A 24643-nucleotide genomic window follows, 5' to 3' on the forward strand; every position below is an offset into this window, starting at 1 on the left:
TTATGTTTTTTTATTAATAATTTTAATTTATATCCAATCACCTGAAATAACTCTGTCTGATTCAGTATCTGACTGATTTCCAAGAAGGTGGTCATTATTCTTAAAATTGAACCTATCTTCAGTAATGACTTCCGAAGGCACTTCAAAGTCATCCGGATTTTCTTTAGTGAATGGCAATGCGTGAGCGACTTTCAAGCCGATACTTTCTGCCTGAAGAATATTTAGGGTAGTAGGAAGTCTGGTGATCCATGCCTTTCCTTGTTTTTTTCCTTTTGGCTCCTTCATTTCATCTATGATCGACAGGTAAAGTTCATCACCAATTACAGGAACTTCTCCTCCATTCCAGATCTTACCGGTTGCCAGATAAAACTGCACAGCATCTTCAAAACCAGGGCGTACCGTAACAATTACCCTTGCCATACCACTTTGCAGGAACGCTTTGAATACAGGATCCGTATTTTCCGCCCTGTATAAATCCAGCCAGTTTTGTTTGTTACCCCAGTAATAAGGGTACAGATAATAGGAAAGATTTTCCCATTCAAATGCCTGCTCCATGAATTTGACAAAAGCAGTATATTTATCCAGATTCTTAGAAAGGTTGGTTTCATAATCCGTAAATGAACTTCCCTGAGTCAAACCAGATAATCCATAACCGTGAATAGAATCCGACACTCTGTCTGCCATATAGGAAATACAGTTTTTTCGAAGAATTGTATTTTCAATCTGTCTGTAGAAGTTCGGATTGGAATCCTTGATGGCTACAGCGTTATTTTCTTCTACAGAAACAGCGTTATTATATTCTATTAAGGCCACTTCATAAGCTTCAATAATAGCTCTGAAAGCCTTTAGCTGCCATTGTTTTTTAGCTTCTTGAGTCAATACACATGTGATAGAAAGTGAAGTTTCAAAAGAAAAAAATCTGTCTGTTGAAATGCTGACCGCCACATCGCCGGTATACCCAATGAAATCTCCATACTTACTAAAACCTGTCTGATTAGAGCCAGCAACGACACGCAGATCAGCAATATTAATATTCAATAATGAAGTTATATATTCTTTTCCACCACCACTTATATTGTAGTAAGTACTGATATATCCTTCCGGAATTTTTACAACGTCCTGCAAACCAACAGCACTTGTGCTTCCCTGAGTAGTATTACCTACATCCGGAGCTTTATCTTTACCGTATGCAAAGCCTTTGGTTACCTTAATGCTGTCTTTAGGAAATTCTTCAATATCCACATTGTATTTACTGATCCAATATTTCAAAGTCGCTTCATTCGCAAGTGCACTGAAATCTTTCATTGGCATCACTTCGGAAGTTCTTGGATCCTCGGGTTTTATCAGTTTGCTTTTTGCAGCTGCTAGCAAATGTAACTTCGCAGGTTCCGGAACCATAAATTCAAACATCATACGTTTACCATAGTTGTAGATCTGATTTTTCATCAGCTTATCCACCCATCTGTAAACTCCTACCACATGCTTATCTCCTTTTCTGTTGTCCAGGCCATGAGAATTATTTTCTTCAAATTCTTCAATAATTTTCTCAATTCTCTCTTCATGTACTTTGGTTACAATTCTGTCCATAGCTCTTGACGTGATATCCTGAGCCTGTGAGACAGCCTGTCTTGTACTCTCATCTTTAGAACTGTGATGCGCATTACCCAACCCCAGGCTTGTATTGATATTATATTTGCCTCCATTATAATTGGCGCTTACTCCAAATTGAGTATTACTGTCTGAAGCTTCCTGCATCATTTTCGCAATTTCATTCTGCATTTCAAAACGGGTAGCTGTAGTAGTATCAGAAAGCTGCTCTCTCTCAGTATCGGACGATTGGGTCGTAGTATTCTCACTTCTCCTTAATCTACGGGTAGATTTTTCACGGTATTCTCTTGCCATGATGTTTTCAATGTGAGCTACTTCTCCTTCCACGTAGGCATGTGTAGTTTGCTCCACTTTCAAATAATCGGCAATACCAATTTGCTTAAATCCAAACCCTGAAGGGATAAATGTATTTTCATCCTCATCATCTACAGGAGGTTCCTGTTCTTCCATCTCAAGTAAGAATTTATCTGATATACAGCTTCTTACCGTAAGACCTCGGGTCATAAAGCGAGCCATTTGTCCATTGGAAAATTCAATGTTGATCTCAAATGAAGAATTTTCAAATTGAGAATACTCAACACCATTATCTAATAAATCATTCAGGAAAATAGTGTTTCCCGATCTGGCTTTTGCAAAGGAGGTTCCCATGAAAGATCCACCGGAATTGTAATATAAGGTATATGATACATTAATGACATCCCACGATGAATCAGGGACATTTAAAGATAAATTAAGGTTATATGTTTTATATACTTCCTTTGGACAAAGCTGATAGGTAAAAGGTACGGCAACCCATCTGGTCAAAGGAACCAAAACACCTCCGATACTGGCATATGCTTCATTATCTGTTGCTGTATTTTCAACAATAACATTATGGGCTCTTTCAACAGCATCCGTAACCAAAGAACTGATCTCAACAAAAGTATTTCTACCTTCCAACAGATCCTCAAGATCAGAAATATCTGACGCTGTAGCACGTTCTTTGTCCTGATCAGCCTGAAAATCATAACCAAGAACATCAAATAACGCATCAACATTCTCTGATTTTAATTTTCCCAATAGTTCTTCCGCTTCTATTTCAGGTCTGAACTGGAAATCAAATTTAGGTAATACCGGTTCCGGAATTGCCGGAATCTGTTGGCATGGATCTGCCGGATCGTATTTTACTTCAGGGGTTCTTATCTCACAATATTTATCCCTGCTTTCGGCTAACTCTCTCTTGTATTGTTCAATGATCGGAGCGACTTCCCTTTGGTAAGATTCTTCCTGTTCTTTATAGGCAGTCTGATATTCTGACTTATATAACCTTTCGATGGCAGAAAGATTTTTCTTTAAAGCTTCATATCGCTGCAGCTTCATTTTAGCTGAGGAAATAAGCTGTTGCTTTTTCATTTCCTCTGTAGGAAACGTTTCCTTAGGACCTTCTGCTGTCATTCTTGAAGCAACTGATGATGTTGGAAGTGGCTCTTCATCCATCATCAGCTCTTTGGGAAGAACTATTCTGGCTCCCAGGCTGGTTTTTATTTCCTCTTCGCTAGAGGCAGAAAGAATATGCTGTACCAACAGCTGTTGCATAACCACTTCTTTGACATAGAAATCCTTTTGAGTCACAACCTGATAAATCAGATTATTCCATAAATCAATCAGACGAGGGCCTACGGGGGTTGCCTGTGGATCAATTAATTCAGTCCTTTTAGCTATAACCTCTTCATAAGTACATGTATTTTTATTTTTTGCCAGCCAGTTTCCAAATGCGTAGTAAAGATTATATGTTATTTTGAACTCCTCCAGACTATTCTGGCTGTTAAAATCCGTCGAAATACAATCTATACTGCTAGCATAATTAGCTGCACAAGTCTGCAACAATTTTTGTTTAGACCCTGTTCCATTGACTACCGGAACATAAAATGCATTGTCATTTTTTAATTCTTCCGGGATTGTAATAAACCTTTTATCTTTTTTTGTATCATCAGATAATTGTGGACTTCTAAGGCTTACAAATCTGAAAAGGGTTTGTGATGGTGTATTTTCTACAGGCTCTCCTGTAGTATTGTTTTCCATGTTATTCATTTTGTGTAATTTTGTATAGGTTAAAATAGGTTAGAAGTTGAAGGCTCTTTTTAATAGAAATCCTTCAGGTTTTAGCCTTATTTTTTTAGGTGGTTTCCGGCAAAAGATCTCCACCTTGTGTTTTTAAGTCCAGTTTCATTTCCTATGTTTTTCTGAAGCAAATATCCATCGCCGAAGCGACAGAACTTGACGTATAAAATTTTTTTTGATTTTTTACATCTCCAACCTTTGATACAAACATTCTTTGTATTCTCAATATTTTAATACATTTGTTATAAAACATATTCAGAATGAATTTCGAACAGGTCAACCTGCACCTTGAGGCTTATAAGGAACACAACCAGATTTTGGATGCAGCGAAATATCTGATCCATTCCTTTAATCTGGAACATGAGAACTTCGCGGGATTTGGATTCAGGGAGGAGCTGTCTCCTACTTCGATGCTGCTTACTGCGGAAGGAAAGCTGGGAGGACCGCAGACCGTAATGATCCCAAGAAATTTATTTGATTTTGATCTGAACCTTGTCCTGAATATGATTGCCCACGAGATGCTTCATGTAAGACAAAAAGCTCCCGGACAGGTTATTGAAGACAAAAATGAAAGAGAGTTCCAGGCATATTATGAGATGCTTTTCCATAAAGTATTCCCACAGGTTCCGGAGGTTTCAGATTTTCATAAAAAGTTCTTCGGAGAGAAAGTTTTGGAATATTATAAGAGAATGGGTGAAGGTTCAGAATTACAACAAAAATATGCAGAACAGAAAACAGAAGTAGAACATTTAATCAACGAATTACCATGACCGTAAAACCAGACATTACTTGGGCAGATTTTGAAAAAATAGACATCCGGTGCGGAACCATAATTTCCGTGAATGATTTTGAAAAGGCAAAAAACCCTTCTTACCAGCTGGAAATAGATTTCGGAGACCTTGGAATAAGAAAATCATCTGCACAGATCACCTCCCTTTATCAGAAAGAAGAATTGGTGGGAAAGCAGATCCTGGCAGTAGTTAATTTTCCTAAAAAACAGATTGCCAATTTCTTCAGCGAATGCCTTGTCTTAGGATTATATGGGGAAGATAAAAAAGATGTTACTCTTTTAACGCCTTCATTACCTGCAAAAAACGGGATGCAGGTAGGATAAGCAAACAAAAAAACACATTATGATACAGAACGTACCATTAGAAAGGGTTTTATTTCTTGATATTGAAACGGTTCCTCAGGCAGCATCCTGGGATGATCTGTCTGAAACAGACCAGTACCTCTGGGATAAAAAAACAAGGTTCCAGAGAAAAGAAGATGTTTCTGCAGAAGAATTTTATGACAGGGCCGGCATTATGGCCGAGTTTGGAAAAATCATCTGCATCACCATCGGAATGGTAGAAAAGAACGAAATGCTGAAAATAAAAAGCTTTTCCGGACATGATGAGAAAAAAATGCTTCAGGAGTTTGGAACGATCTTCAACAGCCCGAGGCTGAATAACGTAATTCTCTGCGCCCACAACGGAAAAGAATTTGATTTCCCGTGGATTGCCAGACGCTACCTTATCAATGGAATGCAGCCACCGGCTCCTTTTCAGATGTTCGGGAAAAAGCCCTGGGAAATTCCCCATTTAGATACGATGGAGCTATGGAAATTTGGGGATTATAAAAGTTTTGTATCGCTGGAGCTGCTTGCTCATGTCTTTGGTATTCCTACTCCAAAGGATGATATTGACGGCTCAATGGTTTCATCAATTTACTACATAGAAAAAGACTTGCAGCGAATTGTTGAGTATTGTGAAAAAGATGTCTTAACTTTGGCAAATATTTTCCGGCGCATGCGTCAGGAAGATTTGTTGAAAAGGAATATCAATCTAGATTAAAAAATGAAATTTACAGACGATCAAATTGCTGACATTGGTGAGGAAATCATCAGAGTACTGAAAACCGTGTACGACCCTGAAATTCCGGTAGACATCTACGAATTGGGGCTGGTTTATGATGTACAGATCTCCGATGACGCTGACGTAAAAATTATAATGACACTCACTACTCCCAATTGCCCTGTTGCAGAAACTCTTCCACAAGAGGTAAAAGACAAGGTAGCTGAAGTAGAGCATGTAAAAAGTGTTGATTTAGAACTTACTTTCGAACCGAGCTGGAATAAGGATATGATGAGCGAAGAAGCAAAGTTTGAGCTGGGAATGCTTTAATGAGCACTAAAAATATAAAACCCTGGAATATTCTATTTCCAGGGTTTTTGTTTTTTAAATATCTTTTGCAATTTCTTTACCTTCCCTCCTGCTCCATTCACTCCAGGAGCCTACATACAGGTCAGGTACATTCAACCCCGCATGAACCAGTGCTAAAATCGTATGACATGCAGTAACACCTGAACCACAGTGAATAATCAAATGTTCCGGCTTTCCTTCCAGCAACTTCATATACTTTTCCTTTAAAACATCTGGCTTCAGGAAATTTCCGTTTTCATCAAGATTTTCAGAAAAAGGAATATTGATCGCTCCGGGAATATGTCCGGCAACCAGATCGATCGGTTCAGACTCTCCTCTGTATCGATAGGCGTCTCTCACATCAATTACAGCAGAAGAATTGTTTTTCAGCTCATTTTCAACCTCTTCAAGGCTTGAAACCGGCAGAGACCAGCTTTCTTTTTTAATCAACAATGATTTATCAAATGTTTCTTCCCCTGACGAAAATTCCACTCCATTTTTCTCTGCTGCCTGTATTCCTCCATCAAGAACCTGTACCTTCAGTCCGAAAGCTTTCAGCATCCACCATGCTCTTGCGGCTGCATTTGATCCGTTTTTATCATCATAAACGACGATATGGGAGCCTTCAGAAATACCAAGGAATGAAAGTGTTTCCGCAAACTTTTCTATAGCCGGAAGCGGATGTCTTCCTCCAAAAGCGGCATCTTCACCAACCTGAGCCAGATCATTATCCAGATCGATAAATCTTGCCCCTTTGATATGTTTTTCCAGATAGATCTGCTTTGCATCTTTTCCGGTTCTGGCATCAAGAATGATGAGGTTTTCAGTGGGAAGACTTTTTAATTCGGATGGTGAGATTATTGGAGACATCTTGTTGATTTTGGAATTAAATTTTTTATTAGGTTTTGGCATTAGCCAATTGATTTTCAATATAGTAAAGCGGGCTAAAGCCCGCTCCGATTGATATTTTTTATTTCTCGCGGATTCAGCTGATTGTGCAGATCTTTTTTCTATGTGTGAAATTTGCAAAGTCCGCGAGAGAATGATTCGCTTTAAAAATGAAAAATATCCTTTGCTTTATTGTAAGAGCTTTCAAAATTCAGCAGATTCAGCTTATGTTCCACTTTTTCAACGCTCATAAAGTTGATCACCTGTTCTGTAGGCATATTTCCCACAAGATCGTCTTTCGCCATAGGACATCCGCCAATTCCTTTGATAGCACTGTCAAATCTTCTGCAACCTTTGTCATAAGCAGCTTTTAATTTTGAGTAAGAATCTTCATAACGGTTGTGAAAATGCCCTCCAAAGTTAATTTCCGGATATTTAGCAGGAATTTTTTCAAATAAAAGAGCGATCGTTTCAGGAGTTGCCACACCGGTTGTATCAGAAAGCAGGATGTCTTTCACTCCTATTTCTGAAAAACGTTGTGCCCAATGGTCTACATCTTCCCATTTCCACATTTCACCATACGGGTTTCCAAAAGCCATGGAGAAGTAGATATTCAGCTGCTTCCCTTCGCTTTTTGCCAGTTCAAGCATCTTAATGATTTCCTCAAAAGCTTCTTCCTGGCTCTTATTGGTATTTCTGTGCTGGAATGTTTCAGAAATAGAAAAAGGAAAGCCCAGAATATCCACAGACTGATGCTTCAATGCTTTTTCAGCTCCTCTGTAGTTTCCGATAATAGCGGAAACTTTGGTCCCGGAACGAGATTTATCAATATTTTCAGCAACCTCATCAGAATCAGCCATCTGCGGAATTGCTTTAGGAGAAACAAAGCTCAGACAATCCAATACATCAAAGCCAACATCCATCAGGGAGTTGATATAATCTATTTTTTTTTCGGTAGGGATAAACTCTCCCCAACCCTGCATGGCATCTCTAGGACATTCGGTAAGAAACATTTTTACTTTTGATTTTCTCAAATATAATAAAACTAAATAATTTAGTATACTGCACATACAAATCTAACATTATTTTGATTTTCAAAGATTTATATCCGATTTATAATTTCGATAATTGATATTCAGTCGCAAATAACGTATTCTGAGCATCAAATTTGCTAACTTTGTTAAAATTTATGATCAATCTGATGAGTACAATAGAATTCAACCCATTGTGGAAAGAAAAATTACTGAACCGTTTCCTTAGTTATGTAAAAATATATTCAACCAGTGATGCTGAAAGCGATACAACACCTTCTACTGACAGACAGTGGGATATTGCCAACTACATTACGGAAGAACTGAAAACGATCGGTTTGGAAGATGTTTCAATTGATGAGCACGGCTATATTATGGGATATGTTCCTTCTAACCTGGAAAATGATGACAGGCCTACGATCGGATTCATTTCACATTATGATACTTCACCTGATTTCAGTGGAGAGAATGTAAAGCCTCAGGTCTGGGAAAATTATGACGGAAATGATCTTTTGCTGAACCAGGCTACAGGATTCACTTTGTCTCCTTCAAAATTTGAAAGCTTAAAAAAATATATAGGTCAGACCTTAATTACCACTGACGGAAACACACTTCTTGGCGCTGATGATAAAGCAGGCTGCGCAGAAATTGTAACCGCTGCTGAATATCTTATCGCTCATCCTGAGATCAAACACGGCAGAATTGCTGTAGGATTTACTCCGGATGAAGAGATCGGAAGAGGAGCTCATAAATTCGACGTTGCCAAATTCGGGGCTGAATGGGCATACACAATGGACGGTGGTGAAGTAGGGGAACTGGAGTATGAAAACTTCAATGCCGCAGGTGCTGTGGTAAAGATCCACGGATTGAGCGTGCATCCCGGCTATGCTTACGGGAAAATGATCAATGCAGCTCTTTTAGCAGCAGAGTTTGCCCAAATGCTCCCTTCCAATGAAACACCTGCAACGACAAAAGGCTTTGATGGGTTCTACCATCTAATGGATATTACGGCTGATATCTCTGAAGCTAAACTTCAATATATCATCCGTGATCACGACGCTGATAAATTTGAAACAAGAAAGAAATTCTTAGAAGAAAAAGTTGCTGAGTTCAATCAAAAACATGGTGAAGGAACGGCAGAAGTAGAGATCAAGGAGCAATACAGAAACATGAAGCAGCAGTTTGAAGGTAAAATGCACATCGTGGATCTTGCCGCAAAAGCAATGACCGAAGCAGGTATTGAGCCTAAGATCAAAGCGATCAGAGGAGGAACAGACGGCGCACAGCTATCATATATGGGACTTCCTTGTCCGAATATTTTTGCAGGAGGAATCAACTTCCACGGACCTTACGAATATGTCGCTTTGGAAAGCATGGAAAAAGCAACTGAGGTAATCATTAATATTGTAAAAGCTTAATAATGAAGAAACTCTTGGCATTAGCTTTTATGTTCACTTTTATGTTCGGGAATGCCCAGGTCTCTGAATTCCAGAGAGCGGATTCACGGTATGAAAGAAAGAAAAAGGCTCTGTATAACAAATATCCTAAGCCTAATGATTTAAGGACTAAGCGGGAGTGGCTTCTTACCGAGGAGAAAATAACAGCCTATAAAGATGCCCTGGAAAAAATTTCTGAAGAAGAAAAAAAAGCAATAGCCGGCGACCCGCCTGTAAAAGCCAAAGTAAGCAAAGAAGCAGAATATGAAGCAGGAAGGGTATCTTTTCTTAAAATGCTGTACGAAGCTGTTGATCTCGATTTCTTAGATTACTCTTCAGATACCTATAAAGCTACCTTAAGCTTTATTGTAGATTCTAAAGGAAATGCATTAGACGCTAATGTCAAAGGGAATAATGAAGACGTAAATGCGTTTATCCAGGCTGCTTTTTATCGGATCAAAGAAAAAGGCAAATGGAAACCTGCGGAAAGCAACGGAAAGCCGGTATCTTCTACGGTTTCGGTTCCTTTACAATTAGTATTAAAAAAATAGTATACAATAAACCCACTGAAACGGCAGTGGGTTTTGTTTTTTCCAGATATAAAAATCCATTTCTCATTCAATTACAACGAGTTACTATACAAACTTCTTACTTTTTTCATTATATTTACAATAATACATACTAAATCATTAATTATTAACACCCGTTTTATTATGAAAAAAATGAAAAAACTTTTGAGAAAGGACTTATCACAGATTCACGGTAACGGAATAGACACTTGCCATATGGGAGGAGACTTCTATAATTGCCAGAATGACTGCCAGTGCGCTTTTGGAAAAGCATGTGAGATGTATGAGGATGGAAGTCCCGGACAGTGCATTGCTGTAGGTGGTGGTGGAAACCCCGGTGGAGGGGGATGTTTTCCACCGGTTATCTGTGAAGAGCAGCCTTATTAAACAACAAAGTATCGGAAGGAGAATCTCCTTCCGATTTTTATTTTTCATCCAAAAGCAGGCTCCTGTAAAAATATGACTGCTATTTTGCATCTATGGGATGTTGACCTTTAAATGTGCCCTTTTGAGTCTTAAAAATCCGATAACCAAACCATACTGCGATCAATGCCATTCCGGCACGTGCTACCACCATCGGGATTATTGAATCTGCTTCCAGTAGACCAATCAGCCCGGACATCAGAAAGGTAACCATCAACTGCATAAATCCAAGCAATGCAGCAGCTGTACCTCGTCCCTCTTTAAACGGGGATAAGGCATGAGCGGATGTAATAGGAAACAAAATACCGATCGCCATTAATGACAGATAGAGCATCGCAATTTCTAAGGCTACAGAAAAATTTTCAGCAGCGATCAGAATATGAAGGGCACACACAACCAATAGAACAATCGTAGCAATGAATAAAAGATCTGAATTACTTATTCTTTTGATCAGTCTGGGAGTGATATAGGCCGCTATTATCAGCGCCAACGAATTAAAAGCAAATATAAAGCTGAAAACACCACTCGAGAATCCATGCAGCTCCATAAATAAAAACGGAGCATTTGAGATATAGATAATCAGAGAAGCAAAAGCTATGCTGCCGACCATAGTACTGTTGATAAAATCCCTATTGGAAATAATCATTTTAAGCTGTTCTTTTAATCCTTTTTCATCTATCGGTTCATCGGGAAGATTGATCTTTGTATTGGTCTCCGGAACATATTTATACACCATAAAGAATGTTATCAACCCCATGATACACAAGAATGCAAACGAACTGTTCCAGCCCCAATACTTGAGAAATACACTTCCCAGCAACGGAGCAACGATCGGAGCTATACCACTGATCTGAGATTGTTGGGAGAAAATCGCTACGGACTTTTGCTTATCATAAAGATCAATAATAATCGCTCTTCCTATAACAATTCCTGCACTTCCTCCGAAAGCCTGTAAAAAGCGCATGGCCCATAAAACATAAATATCTGATGTAAAATAAATAGCCGTGGTGCCAATAATAAAGAGCAACAATCCGCAATACAGCATAGGCTTACGCCCCTTTTTATCTGATAAAGGACCCCATAGCAGCTGCCCGAAAGCAAATCCGGCAAAGAACACCGAAATGGATATCTGGATATGGCCGATATCGGTTTTAAAAATTTCTGCCATACTTGGGAAAGCAGGAAGATAAAGGTCTATACTCAGGGATTCCAACGTGTTGAGCAGTGCTAAAATAAACACTACAATATTCAAATTCTTCATAAATAGTCATAAGCCTTCACAGGCTGTTTTTCAATCAGCAAAGTTGCTTTAAAAACTAAGAGCTCTCAAGACAAGAACTGAAGAAAGACCAGCACAAAGTGAGGATCACACTTCAGCAATCCTGCTTAAAATATTCATTTCAAATCAAAATAAAAGGAACTTTCTGAGGATCAGACTTTTCTGCCCTTAAACTCTTCCGGCCGTTGTCCGGTATGTTTTTTGAAAAATCGTGAAAAGTAAGAAGCATCTGCGAACCCTAATTTAAAGCCAATTTCTTTCACCGTCAACGCTCCAAAGCTAAGCTCTCTTTTGGCTTCCAGGATCAGACGCTGAGCAATCATCTTTTTCACAGTCGTTCCTCTTGACAGGCGGACAATATCATTCAGGTGATGTGGACTTATCTTAAGCCTGCCGGCATAGAAACCCGTTTCATTATGAATAGTGTAGTTTTCTTCGATCAGCTTGATGAGCTCCTGGATCCGCTGTCTGTCTTTGAGCAAAGGATCCTGAAGACTGATCTGTTCTGTGATGATAATACAAAATGCTCTCAGATAGGTTTTTAGCAATTCAACTCTTGAAGCACCATGATATTCCTGCTCCATCAATGACATCAGTGTATTGCAGATTTTTATATTTTCAGGGTCTAAAGAAAAAGGAATCGTTCCTCCTGTGAGGATCAGCTCTATATCACAGGCTTCTTTAAAAATTTCCCGGCTTATAGCCAACACATATCCCTTTTCTCCCTGAAGCTTCATATTGAATACCTGTCCCGGAGCGATAATGCATATCTGATCATGATTCAGGATATGGCTTTCGAAATCCAGTTCCAATTTGCTGTTTTTATGGACCTCATTAAACCAGATGATTTCAAAAAAATTATGCCGGTGAACATCGTTAAAATTCTCCGGATGTCCGGTTTCCAAAGTACTTAGCTGAAACTCTTCGGAGGTCAGATGGTGGACAGGGATCTCTTTTTCTAATGGATTCATCGGTTTACATTATGGGTTCAACAGGTAATAAACAAAAACCACAGCAAAAAAAGTGCTGCGGTTTTCTACAATATTCAAAATTAAATATAATTTATCCATTCTGGCTACCCAGGAAGGCATCCCATCCCTGTGCCGTAAGGGCAATCAGCTGGTTGGACCCTCTTGCTACCATAAAGTTTCCATCTTCTTTTTCAACAGCATGTCCTATTATGGTAAAGTCAGGATGGTTTTTAATTTTATCAAAATCGTTGGGCGAAATCGTGAAAAGCAATTCATAATCCTCTCCTCCACTTAACGCCGCCATTACAGGATTCAGGTTCATTTCATCCGCTGTAGAGATCGTGAGACTGTCTATCGGGACTTTTTCTTCATACAGCCTGAAACCAACATTCGAATGATCGGAAAGATGAAGAATCTCAGAAGCTAAACCATCTGAAATATCGATCATGGAAGTAGGTTTGATATCCAGCTCTTCTAAGATATTTTTAACGTCTGTTCTTGCTTCAGGCTTCAGCTGTCTCTCCAGGATATAATCATAGCCTTCCATTTCCGGCTGCATATTAGGATCGGCAAGGTAAACGGCATGTTCTCTTTCCAGAACCTGCAGCCCCATGTACGCTCCGCCCAAATCTCCTGTTACCACAAGAAGATCATTAGGTTTTGCACCGCTTCTCTTCACAATATTTTCATCTGCTTCAATTCCTACAGCCGTAATGCTCATCACTAATCCTGAATTGGAGCTGGTTGTATCACCTCCGATAAGGTCAACTTTATATCTTGCACATGCAGCCTGTATTCCTGCATAGATCTCTTCCAATGCTTCTACCGGAAAACGGTTGGAAACCGCCAGAGAAACCAGGATTTGTGTAGGAACCGCATTCATTGCCGCAATATCGCTGAGGTTTACCACTACAGCTTTATACCCTAAATGCTTTAAAGGAACATAGCCCAGATTAAAGTGTACTCCTTCTGCCAGGACATCTGTCGTAAGGACTACTTTTTTATTGCCGGGATTAATAACCGCCGCATCATCTCCGACTCCAAGCTCCGAAGATTCATTGGATAAAGGAAAGTGTTCCGTCAGGTGTTTAATAAGACCAAACTCTCCCAGTTTTGAAATGGGTGTAAGTTCCGGTGATTTATCTTCAAACATAATTTTTTATGTATTAATTATTCAATGTAAAAAGTATTAATGATGTAAGCTCATTCCTAAACTCCAAACTTTAAACTTTGAATTATTTTGTAAATTCTGCCGGATCAATATTGTGCGGGTGAAAAGGAAATTTTTTAAAATCTTCTTTTGACAATACCACTGTTTCCGGGCTTTTATATTTATTCATTGCTTCCACTACATCATCCGGTGGAGTGGTCATTTTTCTAAGCATCATATCGATCCATACTCCGGTAGCTTCAGCAGTTGCACAGTGCATTCCGTCCGGTGTATAGAATTTATGCACAAAACGGTAGATAGAAGAGTCTTCTGAACATCCGTCTATTTCCACGCTTACGATTACGGTCTGATCTGCATAGATCTCCTTAAAGAAAGAATATCTTTCGTGCAGGATCACAGGACCAATACCCCATCTGCTCAGCTGGGTTACCCCCATTTTCTCTTTGGTCATAAAGGCCATTCTGGCTTGTGCGCAATACTGTACATAGGATGAATTGGCTAAGTGCTTATTGGCATCAAGATCGCTCCATCGTACTTCAAATTTATGGTAGAAAATCATTTGAAAATCGTTTTTGGTATAATTAAAATTATAATCTTCAAAAATACTCAAATAAGATGGTTTATAAAAATTGTACTTTTGAAAAAATAATCTTCAGCATAGGATTACATATACATGAAACAGATCATCATTATCGGAGGTGGCGCTGCTGGCTTTTTCTGCGCGTCCAACCTTGACGAAAAGAAATATAATATTACGATTTTAGAGCAGAACTCGGATGTCCTTCAGAAAGTAAAAATTTCCGGAGGCGGACGCTGTAATGTAACACACGCCTGTTTTGACCCAAAAGAGCTCGTACAGTTCTATCCCCGCGGGAACAAGGAATTATTGAGTGTTTTCACCAAATTCCAGCCCGGTGACACGATGGAATGGTTTGATCAGCGAGATGTTCCCCTGAAAATAGAAAACGATAACAGGACCTTTCCGGAAAGCAATTCTTCCCAGACCATCATCAATACTTTTCTGAATGAAATCCAAAAGAAAAAAGTCTCTGTAAAAACCAAATGCGCGGTAAAAGAGATCGAAAAGCAGGATGAAAAATATATCGTAAAAACCAATTCGGGAGATTTTGAGGCCGATTATATTGTATATACTACCGGAAGTTCTCCAAAATCGTTGAAAATTGTTGAAAATCTGGGTCATAAGATTGTAGATCTGGTTCCTTCCCTTTTTACTTTCAATATTAAAGATGAATTGCTGAAAGATCTTCCGGGAACGAGCTTTGAAAATGCCGGAATTTCAATTCCAAAGCTTAAAACTGAAGAAAGCGGACCTTTGCTGATTACGCACTGGGGACTTTCCGGACCTGCTGTGCTGAAAATTTCCGCATGGGAAGCCATAAGCCTGGCAAAACTTAAATATAACTTTGAAATTGAAGTTAATTTTGTTTCCATAGAAATGAATGAGGCGGAAGAAATTTTTCATCATTTCAAACAAAGCAATCCTAAAAAGACCATCGGACAGTCAAAGATTTTTGATATTACCAACAGATTCTGGCAGAAAATTTTAGATATTTCTAAAATTGACCTCAACAAGCAGGTTGCTAATATTTCCGGAAAGGAAATGCAGAAGATACTGGAAAATCTTTGTCGGAAAAAGTTCCAGGTAACCGGAAAATCTACTTTTAAAGATGAGTTTGTAACAGCCGGAGGTGTTGATTTAAAGGAAATTAACTTTAAAAACATGTCTTCAAAACTTCTTCCCAATTTTTATATTGCGGGTGAAGTATTAAATATAGATGCGGTAACGGGAGGCTTTAACTTTCAGGCATGCTGGAGTGAGGGATGGCTTATTGCCCAGGACCTCAACAGCTTATAAGAATAATCGTAAAACAAAATTTATGAAAAAGATACTAATGTTCATTTTGCTATTGGGATTTGTTACGGTATTTTCTCAGACACAGAAAGCTGAGAACCCTCCTTCTCAGGCTCCAGGCAGCAATATTCCAGAGCAGCGTAAGCAGGCAGAATATCCCGGTGGAATCAATGTATTTATGAAAGAGGTTGCTAAAAAGATAGATACCAAACGGATCAAAGGAGGTGCCGGAAAAGTACATTCCAATGCAAAGTTCTCAGTCAATACCCAGGGTGAAATAGAACAGATCTCTGTAACCGGGAACAACGAAACAGCCAATAAAGAAGTTGAAAGGGTAATGAGGTCCATGAAAACCAAATGGACCCCCGGAGAATACAACGGAGCTCCTATTGTGATCCAGTACAGCCTTCCCTTTATCATTAATTTTGAATAATTAAATGCTTTCAGTCAAAAGAAATATTTCAGTTTTCTTTAAGATCCTTTTGATTCTGGGGTTTGGATATTTCTTTTGGCTCATGCTGAAAATCACGCTGGAATATATTCCTTTGGATCCTAATGTCAGCTTTTTGATGATCAAGCAGACAGAAGTACAGCAAAGACCGGAATATCTCAGCTTTTTCTATACCCATGTTTATACCAGTATTTTTGTCCTTCTTTCAGGTTTTCTGGCAATTCTCAGGAAAAATTTTGGAGTAAAAAACTTTCACCGGAATATGGGAAAGGTCTATATCTTCCTCATCCTGCTTTTCGCGGCTCCCTCAGGATTTTATATGGGAATCTTTGCAAACGGAGGTCTCTTCTCAAAAATCTCATTCGTTATTCTGGACATTTTATGGTGGTTTTCTACCTTTAAGGCATACCGGCTCGCCAGACAGAAAAAATTTAAAGAACATAGGCAATGGATGTGGCGGAGCTTTGCATTGACATTATCGGCCATTACCCTTCGGATGTGGAAAGTTATTATTGTATATTTATTTCATCCCAATCCTATGGATGTCTATCAGATCATTGCATGGCTGGGATGGGTTCCCAATATCCTTTTAATTGAATATTTAATTACAAAAAAACAGATATGAAAATTTTAAATTACACCCTTATTTCTTTACTTGCAGTTTCTTTGATAAGCTGTAAAAAAGACGGAAAGACCAACGAATCCGGAAAAGATTCACTAACGGCAAAAAAAGATTCTATGGCCATTCCCGAGATCCATAAAGAATATTATGGGATTTACACTGGTGATTTCGCCGGAATGGAAAAGACAGTTGACGAAATGGACGGCTCGGAATACGACGTTGATATTTACAAGAAAATTTCTTTGAAGATCAACAGAATTACAAAGGACAGCGTATATGGGCAAAGCATCGTCAATGGGAATCAAAGACCATTCAGGGGCGTTTTCAATGAAGCTTCAAAATCTTTTATCCTGGATGAACCCGGCAATGACAAAACAGACGGCAGATTCGAAGTAAAGCTGAATGGTGACAGCTTAACCGGAAAGTGGAATGCATTCGACAAATCAGCAGTAAAATCGCCTTTAAAAACCCTTAGATTAACGAAGAAAGAATTTGTCTACAATCCTAATTTCATGCTGGATAAGAATTCCGACCTTGTGGACTGGTCAAATCCTAAAGAATTTGTCGAGAAATATACCGATGAGGAAACCGGAAAAACGGAAAGCTATACAACATCCAAAAACAGAATCGCCTCTGACGCTGTGTTTAAGCTTAACGCATCCAAGCAGAAACTGACAGAGAAAGATCTTAAAAATTTAAGAAAGCTGGATCTTGAGATCATCAAAAATTCTGTATTCGCAAGACATGGCTATTCCTTTAAAAAAGAAACCTACAGAAGCTTCTTTGAGCAGACGGACTGGTATATTCCTGTTTCCAACAACGTAGATCATGAGCTTTCTCCCGTGGAAAAAGAAAATGTGGCCCTGCTGAACCGGTTCACCAAATATGCTGAGGATAAGTATGATAGTTTTGGTAGATAGCAGGTTTAGGCTTCTGGGACTAGGGATTGGAAGCTGATGTTAAAGCTTCATCTTTTGTCATTCTTACAAAAAGGTAGAGCAGCAGGCAGCCTATGGTATAGCACAGAATATCAATCCAGGAGAAAGAATTTCCGATCACAATATACATCAGGCTTCCAGGACGGAAGCCTAGTTTTTCCGCAATATTAAAATACTGGGCAAACTCTACAAGAAAGGAAAAAATTAAAATTCCCGCAATCAGTTTCTGCTCATTTACTTTGACAAAGCTTTTTGCAAAAGTATAAAGAAGCATCACCACAATGACATCACCGAGATAGGCTCTTACAAAGAAAATATCTTTCAGTTGGGTAGCGATTAAAACTTCCACCAGAAAAATAAAAACGGTCAGAAGGAAATATTTCAGGCTGAATTTTAATTTCATGTTTTTTAGGGCATAAAAAATCGGCATTCCAGGAATACCGATCTTATTATTATTCCAAATGTAAGACAAAATATATTATTTCTTTACTTTGATCGTACATCCGATAGCTACGGTTTTTGTCATTTTCACAGGCTCTCCTTTTATCAGTGCATTTACAGCATCCTGAGCGTAATATTCCGATACATCTTTAGGATTGTCGTAATTGTTGTCAATGGCCCCAATGTATTTTACAATATTCTTCCCGTTCTCTTTCTGCAGCACAAAAACATGAGGTGTTTTTGTAGCGCCATACTGCGGATAGATCTTCTGTCCCTCATCTACCAGATACGGAAACGTAAATCCTTTCTGCTTGGCTCTGTCGATCATCTGCTGATAGCCATCCTCTGGCTGTACATTGGGATCATTCGGATTGATGGCGATCACCGGATAGCCCTGGTCTTTGTATTTTTTATCAAGCTCAATGATGCGGTCTTCATATTTCTTTGCATACGGGCAGTGATTGCAGGTAAATATCACAATAAATCCTTTTGCACTTTTAAAATCGCTTAAAGAAACCATTGTACCGTCAATATTTTTAAGCTTAAAATCAATAGCTTCATCCCCCACTTCATAGCCTTTTGCCGCAGAAGCATGTTCTTTCTGCTCCTTATTCTTATCAGGACCGGCCGTTGTAAAGCTTAGCAGCCCCAATCCGGCGATACATACTGTCATTAAAATTTTCAGATTTTTCATAATAGATTATTTTATTGTAGATTTTCTGTAATTGTTTTTTCAAGTTCTTCCTTACTCATTTCCCCATCGTTGAAATGGACCTTCTCTCCGTTCTTATAGAACAGCGTTACCGGAATATTCCCATCCCAGCTTTTCTCGAATCTTGGGATCCAGGTATTCATTCTTTTAATATCATCCAGCAATATGACCTCAGCAGTAAGGTTTTTATTTTTAATAAACTTCAGGACTCTTTCTTTATCTACCAGCCTGTCCAGTGAAACCAGAAGCATTTTAAGCTTTGGATTATCCCTGTGCTTATTATTGACCTCCATAAAGTGAGGAAGCTCCTTCACACAGGGTGCACAGGTTGTTGCCCAGAAGTTGACTACAAGAACTTTATCCTTTTCCTGCTGAATCCGTTTTTCAAGATCTTCGTATTTCATTACACTCACCTCTGTCTGCTGGGCCTTAAACACTGAACAAAACAGAAACAAAACTACTATTTTTATCAAATTCTTCATATTCAAAATTAATGATTGCTTTCTTTCTCTATGACTATCAACCTGTTAAACTTTGTTAATTATTCCATTTAATATATTATTTTCTTTCACTAACCGTTGAATTATTTAGAATAAAACGTAAATTAGCTTACCATCAAATTAAAAATATCATGAAAAAAACAAACATTCAGAAAAAGAAACTTTCTAAGAAAGAATTGAAAAAGATCAGTGGTGCGGGGCCTGTCTGCCCGGTGGTATTCAGCTGCTTTGACCGATGGACTGGCGAAGAATTAATCGGAGTTCCAGGTATCCAGGGAGAATATTGCTGTTAATCAGAGATTTTTAAACGAAAAAACAAATTACAAACATTATGAAAAAGTCAAACATTCAAAAGAGAAAGCTCACTAAAAATGAATTAAAAGAGATCAACGGAGGCGCAGGTCCTGTCATCTGCCCGGAAGGGCTTTGTAAGATCAGCGAAGATGAATACGTTATCGGCCCGGTGGGAAAAAACGGATACTGTTGTTAATGCCTGAAGTACACCAGAAAAACAAAAAATATTCATTAGAATTAGTTTGAAACTACATTTCACACAACACAATAGATTGTTTGTCAATATTTTGTACGAACAAAAAACACATTAGCTTACAACCCAATTAAAATTATTATGAAAAAATCAAACATTCAAAAAAGGAAACTTACTAAAAATGAATTAAAAGAGATTAACGGAGGTGCAGGCAACTGCCAAGAAGGACTATGCAAACTTAAAGGCGTGAGCAGTCATTTTATGATCATTGGCCCGGTAGGTAAAAACGGATATTGCTGCTAACTGAATTTAACCTTATCAATAAAAAATGATTGGATTATCCTCCAATCATTTTTTTTATAGCATTCAGCTTCATTAAAGCTTCAATCGGTGTCAGGGTGTTGATATCTATCTTTGTCAGTTCTTCACGGATATTCTCCAGAACAGGATCATCCAGCTGGAAGAAAGAAAGCTGCATATTTTCTTCAGTTACCCTTTTGATGCTTTCTGAGGTTCCGCTTCCCTGCGTTCTGCTTGCCTCAAGGGTTTTAAGGATCTCATTGGCCCTGTTCACCACTTTGGAAGGCATTCCGGCCAGTTTTGCAACATGAATACCAAAGCTGTGCTCACTTCCCCCCGGAACCAGTTTTCTCAGGAAAATAATGTTTCCTTTGTTCTCCTGGATAGATACGTGGAAGTTTTTCACCCTTTCAAAATTCACCGTCATTTCGTTCAGCTCATGATAATGGGTTGCAAACAAGGTTTTAGCCTGTGTAGGATGCTGGTGCAGATATTCCGCAATCGCCCAGGCAATAGAAACTCCGTCGTAGGTAGAAGTTCCGCGACCGATCTCATCAAGTAAAATAAGGCTTCGCTCTGAAATATTATTCAGGATATTCGCCGCTTCGTTCATCTCAACCATGAATGTAGATTCACCTGCGGAAATATTATCCGTAGCGCCTACCCTTGTAAAGATCTTATCCAGCATTCCGATCTCGGCATGTTTGGCAGGTACAAAGCTTCCGATCTGAGCCAGCAGGCAGACAATAGCTGTCTGACGCAGGATCGCCGACTTACCGGCCATGTTGGGACCTGTAACCATAATGATCTGCTGGGAGTCTTTATCCAGAAAAATATCGTTCGGAATATACTTTTCTCCTAATGGCAGAGCATTCTCAATGATCGGGTGTCTTGCCTCTTTCAGATCAATCGCATAGCCATCGTTCAAAACAGGCTTGGTATAGCTTTCAGAAACAGCCAGCTCAGATAATCCGGCCGCTACATCAAGCTGGGCAATGATATTCGAATTTCCCTGAATCTGATCGATATAGACCATTGTTTCTGTACATACATTCCTGTAAAGTGAAGTTTCCAGAACGCCGATCTTTTCTTCAGCACCCAGAATCTGGTTTTCGTATTCTTTCAATTCTTCAGTAATGTATCTTTCGGCATTCACCAGAGTTTGCTTTCTCACCCAGTCATCAGGGACCTTATCTTTATGGGTATTCCTGACTTCGATATAATACCCGAAAACGTTATTAAAATCAATTTTAAGGCTTGTAATCCCTGTTCTTTCAATTTCTCTCTGGCACATCTCATCCAGGAACCCACGACCTTTACTCTGCAGATTTCTCAATCTGTCCAGCTCTTCGGAAACACCTTCTTTAATGATATTTCCTTTGGCAATACTTACCGGAAGCTCTTCATTAAGATGACTCTGAAGGAATTTAATAAGTTCTTCCAGATCAAATAAAGGATCAAGCCATGCCAGCACATCCGCATGAGGATATAACAAGGCTTTGATCTTATGGATATTGATTAAGCTTTGGCGCAGATATCCAAGCTCTTTAGGTGAAATTTTCTCTGCAGCCAGCTTCCCCATCAATCTGTCAAGATCAGAAATAGACTTCAGCAGTTGACAGACCTCATATTTCAGGCTATCATTTTCATTTAAGAAATCAATCAGAGAAAGTCTCCTCATAATTTCATCCACAGATTTTAAAGGAAGGATGATCCTTCTTCTCAGCAATCTTCCTCCCATCGGCGTAGAAGTCTTATCTATAATATCCAGTAATGACTTTCCTTGTGGATTGCTCGGATAAACGATCTCCAGATTCCTTAAGGTAAAATTATCCATCATCAGGTAATCTTCCTGCGGAATGATCTGAAGCTTTGTGATATGGGAAAGCAGATTATGATGCGTATCTTCTACCAGATAAGCAAAAATCGCTCCTGCTGCGGTAATGGCTAACGGAAGGTTTTCAACACCAAATCCTTTTAATGAATTGGTCTTAAAGTGGTTAGTAAGTTTTTCGTAGGCAAAATTATACTGAAAAGCCCAATCTTCCAGCTTAAAGGCATTTTTATTCTTAAACTGTTCCGGGATCTGTACACTTCTCTGAAAAATGATCTCACTAGGATCAAAAGTATTCACAATATGCAACAGCTTTTCCAGATTTCCTTCACTTACCAGAAACTCTCCTGTGGAAATATCTACTAAGGCTATCCCGTATTTCTCTTTTTCTTTGTGTAAGGAAAGCAGGAAATTATTCTTTTTTGAATTCAATACCTGGTCATTGAAAGTAACTCCGGGAGTCACCAGTTCCGTCACTCCTCTTTTTACAATTCCTTTGACCATTTTCGGATCTTCCAGCTGGTCACAGATCGCCACTCTCATTCCTGCCCTTACCAGTTTCGGAAGGTAAGAATCTATGGAATGATGGGGGAAACCCGCCAGTTCCACACTTCCCTCTCCGTTATTTCTTTTGGTAAGAACAATACCCAGGATCTGGGATGTTTTTACAGCATCCTGCCCAAAAGTTTCATAAAAGTCCCCTACCCTGAAAAGTAAAAGCGCATCAGGGTATTTTCCCTTGATGGTATTGTACTGCGTCATTAATGGGGTTTCCTTCTTCGATTTTGCCATAGTAAAAAATGAGCCCCAAATTTAAAAAAATAAATTCAGGGTTAGGGAATAATCTTTGAATGGTCTTTTCTTTATCGGTAATTAATCGTATTTTCACCATCAAATCACATTATTCATGGAATTTCCTGTTTTAGAGACCGAAAGACTTATATTGCGGAGGCTTACCCTTAACGATACTGAAGACCTTTTTGAGTATTTTTCTCAGGATGAAGTTATGGAATATTATGACCTTGAAACCTTCAAAACATTGGAAGATGCACAGCGCATCATCCAGCATTTCAATAGGCAGTTTGAAAAAGGAAAAGGATTCCGCTGGGCTCTGGAGCTCAGGTCTCAAAAAAAGGTAATCGGTACCTGCGGCTATCACAACTGGTATCGTGAGCATTTCAAGGCAGAAATAGGATATGAACTTAATCCTCTTTTCTGGCGGCAGTCTTATATGAAAGAAGCCATCCTTCCTATTTTGACTTTCGGGTTTGAAACGATGAGGTTACACCGTGTAGATGCCTTTATTGATCCTGCCAATATTTCTTCTGAAAAGCTTCTAACTTCCCTGAATTTCCAGAAAGAAGGCACTCTTAGAGATTACTTTTTCGAAAAAGGAAAATTTGTAGATGCAACCATCTTTGGGTTAATTAATAAATAGGGCTGTAGCAAGAAGCCGGAAGTACTATTTGACCGCAGACTTCTGACCATTATTTGACGAAAACGAGTATTACAGATAGGGTTTAAGATCTTCTTTAGGCATACAGATCTTCCCGCTTATCCATTTCCCGTTTTCAAATGCTTTTCCAAAGCCTCCGTGCTTTTCTTATACGCCCATTTCTGCTTATAATTCACCCACTTAGCTTTAAACAGTTTACGCATAATCTTATCGGTGTATCTCATGATAAAAACATGGTAAAGCATATTGGCAAAAACATTCGGTTTATTCGGAAGAGCCCTTAAAGACAGAGAAAACCCAGGTTCAAGATACCGGTTGAAATGCCAGAAAGCTCCCGGAATAAATAACGCATCACCATGTTCCATGAAAATTTCGTATCCTTTGGCATATTGTAAGGCAGGAAACTTTTCGTAATCAGGATTTTCATAATCCAGATCGTAGATGGTATGAACGGATAGCGGAACTTTGTATAAAAATGGAGACTGCTTCTGGTCAAAAAGCAGAATTCTTTTCTTTCCCTCAAAATGAATATGCATAAAGTCGCCCAGGTCTACATCATAATGCATCAATACATGAGCTTCGCTCCCCCCGAAGAATAACGTCGGAAGCCTTTTAAAGAACTTCATTCCCAGGTCCGGATACGTAAAATTTTTCAATAGCTCAGGAAGCCTGTCTGTAATGATATAGAAAAAGATCCGAAGGTCCGAAGGTCTGCTTTTTATCGTATCAATATAATCCTTCATTTTCATGTGCGTTACCGGAGCATCAGAGCTTTTTGCCGCATCAGCAGGTTTATTATCATACAGCGGAACTTCCTGGTCACCAGCTTTTTCACGGATATAAGCAAGATTCCATTTATCAAAAGCATCCCAGCGGCTTGCAAAATTCTTAATCAAAAGAGGTTTCTGCTTTTTGAAATAACTCTTCTGAAAGTCTTCTTTACTGATATCATTGACAACATCTACTTTTTCGAGGATCATGTATTTTGTATTTAAGGCGAAATAAAAATAGTCTTTTTTTGAAACCTGCGAAAATTTTATACGACTTAGGGAAGAGAATAGAGAAACCAGGGATTATATCTTTTTCGTATTTTTCAAAATCTTGCTTTACAGACAATCAAAGTCAGTTTAATACATACAACAAGACTGAAATTATTCCCCCAAAGATAATCACTGCACAACCTTGAGGATTTTTAGATCTCTTTTTTCTTCTGCCAAAAGTACTTACATAATGTCCGCTCACCCAAGTTCCATTTTTCTTGAAATGTCCTTTTCTGTAATAGCCCATTTTATTTTTTTAACAAAATAAAGAAGTTTGTCATAACAGGCTTTACGGTTTTCCATAAATCAACACTAACCGAAAAAAAAATT

At 38.7% G+C, this 24643-nt stretch carries 27 protein-coding genes; 15 read left to right on the forward strand and 12 right to left on the reverse strand.

Going from position 1 to position 24643, the window contains the following annotated elements; all coding sequences use genetic code 11:
* Positions 1-27: 27 nt before the first annotated feature.
* Positions 28-3669 carry a hypothetical protein gene (locus AC4IF5_RS10590; protein WP_490734290.1) on the reverse strand — a complete coding sequence of 1214 codons (3642 nt, stop codon included), beginning with the start codon at positions 3667-3669 and terminating at the stop codon, positions 28-30.
* 299 nt (positions 3670-3968) lie between these two features.
* Here AC4IF5_RS10590 and AC4IF5_RS10595 point away from each other — a divergent pair, with 299 nt between their 5' ends.
* Genes AC4IF5_RS10595 through AC4IF5_RS10610 form a run of 4 tightly spaced genes read left to right on the forward strand, consistent with a single transcriptional unit; the run spans position 3969 to position 5873 of the window.
* Positions 3969-4478: a hypothetical protein gene (locus AC4IF5_RS10595; RefSeq protein ID WP_490734292.1), complete on the forward strand. Its 510-nt coding sequence runs from the start codon at positions 3969-3971 to the stop codon at positions 4476-4478.
* Positions 4475-4822: a tRNA-binding protein gene (locus AC4IF5_RS10600; protein WP_490734294.1), complete on the forward strand. Its 348-nt coding sequence runs from the start codon at positions 4475-4477 to the stop codon at positions 4820-4822. Before AC4IF5_RS10595 ends, AC4IF5_RS10600 begins: the two co-directional genes overlap by 4 nt.
* A gap of 19 nt (positions 4823-4841) precedes the next feature.
* Positions 4842-5543 carry a 3'-5' exonuclease gene (locus AC4IF5_RS10605; protein ID WP_490734296.1) on the forward strand — a complete coding sequence of 234 codons (702 nt, stop codon included), beginning with the start codon at positions 4842-4844 and terminating at the stop codon, positions 5541-5543.
* Between the two features lie 3 nt (positions 5544-5546).
* Positions 5547-5873 carry an SUF system Fe-S cluster assembly protein gene (locus AC4IF5_RS10610; RefSeq protein WP_089793837.1) on the forward strand — a complete coding sequence of 109 codons (327 nt, stop codon included), beginning with the start codon at positions 5547-5549 and terminating at the stop codon, positions 5871-5873.
* A gap of 54 nt (positions 5874-5927) precedes the next feature.
* On the opposite strand, the gene AC4IF5_RS10615 is transcribed toward AC4IF5_RS10610, so the two are convergent.
* Both AC4IF5_RS10615 and AC4IF5_RS10620 read right to left on the reverse strand, forming a co-directional pair.
* Entirely contained in the window at positions 5928-6761 is an 834-nt protein-coding gene (locus AC4IF5_RS10615) for a sulfurtransferase (protein WP_490734298.1), read from the reverse strand.
* A gap of 182 nt (positions 6762-6943) precedes the next feature.
* Positions 6944-7792 (reverse strand): hydroxymethylglutaryl-CoA lyase, encoded by an 849-nt coding sequence (locus AC4IF5_RS10620; RefSeq protein ID WP_490734300.1) that lies wholly within the window; start codon positions 7790-7792, stop codon positions 6944-6946.
* Between the two features lie 188 nt (positions 7793-7980).
* Between AC4IF5_RS10620 and pepT the strand changes: the two genes are divergently transcribed.
* The 3 genes from pepT (at position 7981) to AC4IF5_RS10635 (ending at position 10202) form a co-directional block, all read left to right on the forward strand.
* Positions 7981-9228, forward strand: a complete 1248-nt coding sequence (gene pepT, locus AC4IF5_RS10625; RefSeq protein WP_490734302.1) for a peptidase T — start codon at positions 7981-7983, stop codon at positions 9226-9228.
* 2 nt (positions 9229-9230) lie between these two features.
* The gene (locus AC4IF5_RS10630; protein WP_490734304.1) at positions 9231-9797 is read left to right on the forward strand and encodes an energy transducer TonB; all 567 of its coding nucleotides are present in this window, start codon (positions 9231-9233) and stop codon (positions 9795-9797) included.
* 171 nt (positions 9798-9968) lie between these two features.
* Positions 9969-10202, forward strand: a complete 234-nt coding sequence (locus tag AC4IF5_RS10635; RefSeq protein ID WP_490734306.1) for a hypothetical protein — start codon at positions 9969-9971, stop codon at positions 10200-10202.
* 79 nt (positions 10203-10281) lie between these two features.
* Here the strand turns inward: AC4IF5_RS10635 and AC4IF5_RS10640 are convergent, their stop codons facing one another.
* The 4 genes from AC4IF5_RS10640 to AC4IF5_RS10655 all read right to left on the reverse strand — a co-directional run bounded on the left by AC4IF5_RS10640 (position 10282) and on the right by AC4IF5_RS10655 (position 14218).
* The gene (locus AC4IF5_RS10640; RefSeq protein WP_490734308.1) at positions 10282-11499 is read right to left on the reverse strand and encodes a multidrug effflux MFS transporter; all 1218 of its coding nucleotides are present in this window, start codon (positions 11497-11499) and stop codon (positions 10282-10284) included.
* Between the two features lie 170 nt (positions 11500-11669).
* Positions 11670-12488, reverse strand: a complete 819-nt coding sequence (locus AC4IF5_RS10645; RefSeq protein ID WP_490734310.1) for a helix-turn-helix domain-containing protein — start codon at positions 12486-12488, stop codon at positions 11670-11672.
* A gap of 91 nt (positions 12489-12579) precedes the next feature.
* Positions 12580-13641: a thiamine-phosphate kinase gene (gene thiL, locus AC4IF5_RS10650; protein ID WP_490734311.1), complete on the reverse strand. Its 1062-nt coding sequence runs from the start codon at positions 13639-13641 to the stop codon at positions 12580-12582.
* 82 nt (positions 13642-13723) lie between these two features.
* Positions 13724-14218 carry an acyl-CoA thioesterase gene (locus AC4IF5_RS10655; protein ID WP_490734313.1) on the reverse strand — a complete coding sequence of 165 codons (495 nt, stop codon included), beginning with the start codon at positions 14216-14218 and terminating at the stop codon, positions 13724-13726.
* 114 nt (positions 14219-14332) lie between these two features.
* Here AC4IF5_RS10655 and AC4IF5_RS10660 point away from each other — a divergent pair, with 114 nt between their 5' ends.
* The 4 genes from AC4IF5_RS10660 to AC4IF5_RS10675 are packed head-to-tail and all read left to right on the forward strand — an operon-like array spanning position 14333 to position 17525.
* A complete protein-coding gene (locus AC4IF5_RS10660; protein WP_490734314.1) occupies positions 14333-15535 on the forward strand; it encodes a BaiN/RdsA family NAD(P)/FAD-dependent oxidoreductase in 1203 nt (400 codons plus the stop codon).
* A 22-nt stretch (positions 15536-15557) separates the two neighbouring features.
* Complete coding sequence (locus tag AC4IF5_RS10665; protein WP_490734316.1) at positions 15558-15965, forward strand: energy transducer TonB; 408 nt, start codon at positions 15558-15560, stop codon at positions 15963-15965.
* Between the two features lie 4 nt (positions 15966-15969).
* Positions 15970-16608 carry a DUF2306 domain-containing protein gene (locus tag AC4IF5_RS10670; RefSeq protein ID WP_490734318.1) on the forward strand — a complete coding sequence of 213 codons (639 nt, stop codon included), beginning with the start codon at positions 15970-15972 and terminating at the stop codon, positions 16606-16608.
* Positions 16605-17525 (forward strand): YARHG domain-containing protein, encoded by a 921-nt coding sequence (locus tag AC4IF5_RS10675; protein WP_490734320.1) that lies wholly within the window; start codon positions 16605-16607, stop codon positions 17523-17525. The genes AC4IF5_RS10670 and AC4IF5_RS10675 overlap by 4 nt, the downstream gene beginning before the upstream one ends.
* 19 nt (positions 17526-17544) lie before the next feature.
* On the opposite strand, the gene AC4IF5_RS10680 is transcribed toward AC4IF5_RS10675, so the two are convergent.
* The 3 genes from AC4IF5_RS10680 to AC4IF5_RS10690 form a co-directional block, all read right to left on the reverse strand.
* Positions 17545-17946: a ribosomal maturation YjgA family protein gene (locus AC4IF5_RS10680; protein ID WP_490734322.1), complete on the reverse strand. Its 402-nt coding sequence runs from the start codon at positions 17944-17946 to the stop codon at positions 17545-17547.
* Positions 17947-18021: 75 nt separating this feature from the next.
* Positions 18022-18678 (reverse strand): thioredoxin family protein, encoded by a 657-nt coding sequence (locus AC4IF5_RS10685; protein WP_490734324.1) that lies wholly within the window; start codon positions 18676-18678, stop codon positions 18022-18024.
* 11 nt (positions 18679-18689) lie between these two features.
* Positions 18690-19178: a TlpA family protein disulfide reductase gene (locus AC4IF5_RS10690; RefSeq protein WP_490734326.1), complete on the reverse strand. Its 489-nt coding sequence runs from the start codon at positions 19176-19178 to the stop codon at positions 18690-18692.
* Positions 19179-19327: 149 nt separating this feature from the next.
* Here AC4IF5_RS10690 and AC4IF5_RS10695 point away from each other — a divergent pair, with 149 nt between their 5' ends.
* The 3 genes from AC4IF5_RS10695 to AC4IF5_RS10705 all read left to right on the forward strand — a co-directional run bounded on the left by AC4IF5_RS10695 (position 19328) and on the right by AC4IF5_RS10705 (position 19986).
* Entirely contained in the window at positions 19328-19489 is a 162-nt protein-coding gene (locus AC4IF5_RS10695; protein ID WP_490734328.1) for a hypothetical protein, read from the forward strand.
* 38 nt (positions 19490-19527) lie between these two features.
* On the forward strand, positions 19528-19686 hold the full coding sequence (locus AC4IF5_RS10700) for a class IIb bacteriocin, lactobin A/cerein 7B family (RefSeq protein ID WP_490734330.1): 159 nt from the start codon (positions 19528-19530) through the stop codon (positions 19684-19686).
* Between the two features lie 138 nt (positions 19687-19824).
* On the forward strand, positions 19825-19986 hold the full coding sequence (locus AC4IF5_RS10705) for a bacteriocin (protein WP_490734332.1): 162 nt from the start codon (positions 19825-19827) through the stop codon (positions 19984-19986).
* 34 nt (positions 19987-20020) lie between these two features.
* Here AC4IF5_RS10705 and mutS read toward each other — a convergent pair whose 3' ends face one another.
* Positions 20021-22609, reverse strand: coding sequence for a DNA mismatch repair protein MutS (gene mutS / locus AC4IF5_RS10710; protein WP_490734334.1), 2589 nt, complete (start codon positions 22607-22609; stop codon positions 20021-20023).
* A gap of 115 nt (positions 22610-22724) precedes the next feature.
* Here mutS and AC4IF5_RS10715 point away from each other — a divergent pair, with 115 nt between their 5' ends.
* Complete coding sequence (locus tag AC4IF5_RS10715) at positions 22725-23255, forward strand: GNAT family N-acetyltransferase (protein WP_490734336.1); 531 nt, start codon at positions 22725-22727, stop codon at positions 23253-23255.
* 116 nt (positions 23256-23371) lie between these two features.
* On the opposite strand, the gene AC4IF5_RS10720 is transcribed toward AC4IF5_RS10715, so the two are convergent.
* Entirely contained in the window at positions 23372-24253 is an 882-nt protein-coding gene (locus AC4IF5_RS10720; RefSeq protein WP_490734338.1) for a cupin-like domain-containing protein, read from the reverse strand.
* Positions 24254-24643: the final 390 nt, after the last annotated feature.

The sequence above is a fragment of the Chryseobacterium sp. UF-290 genome, from assembly GCF_058245615.1.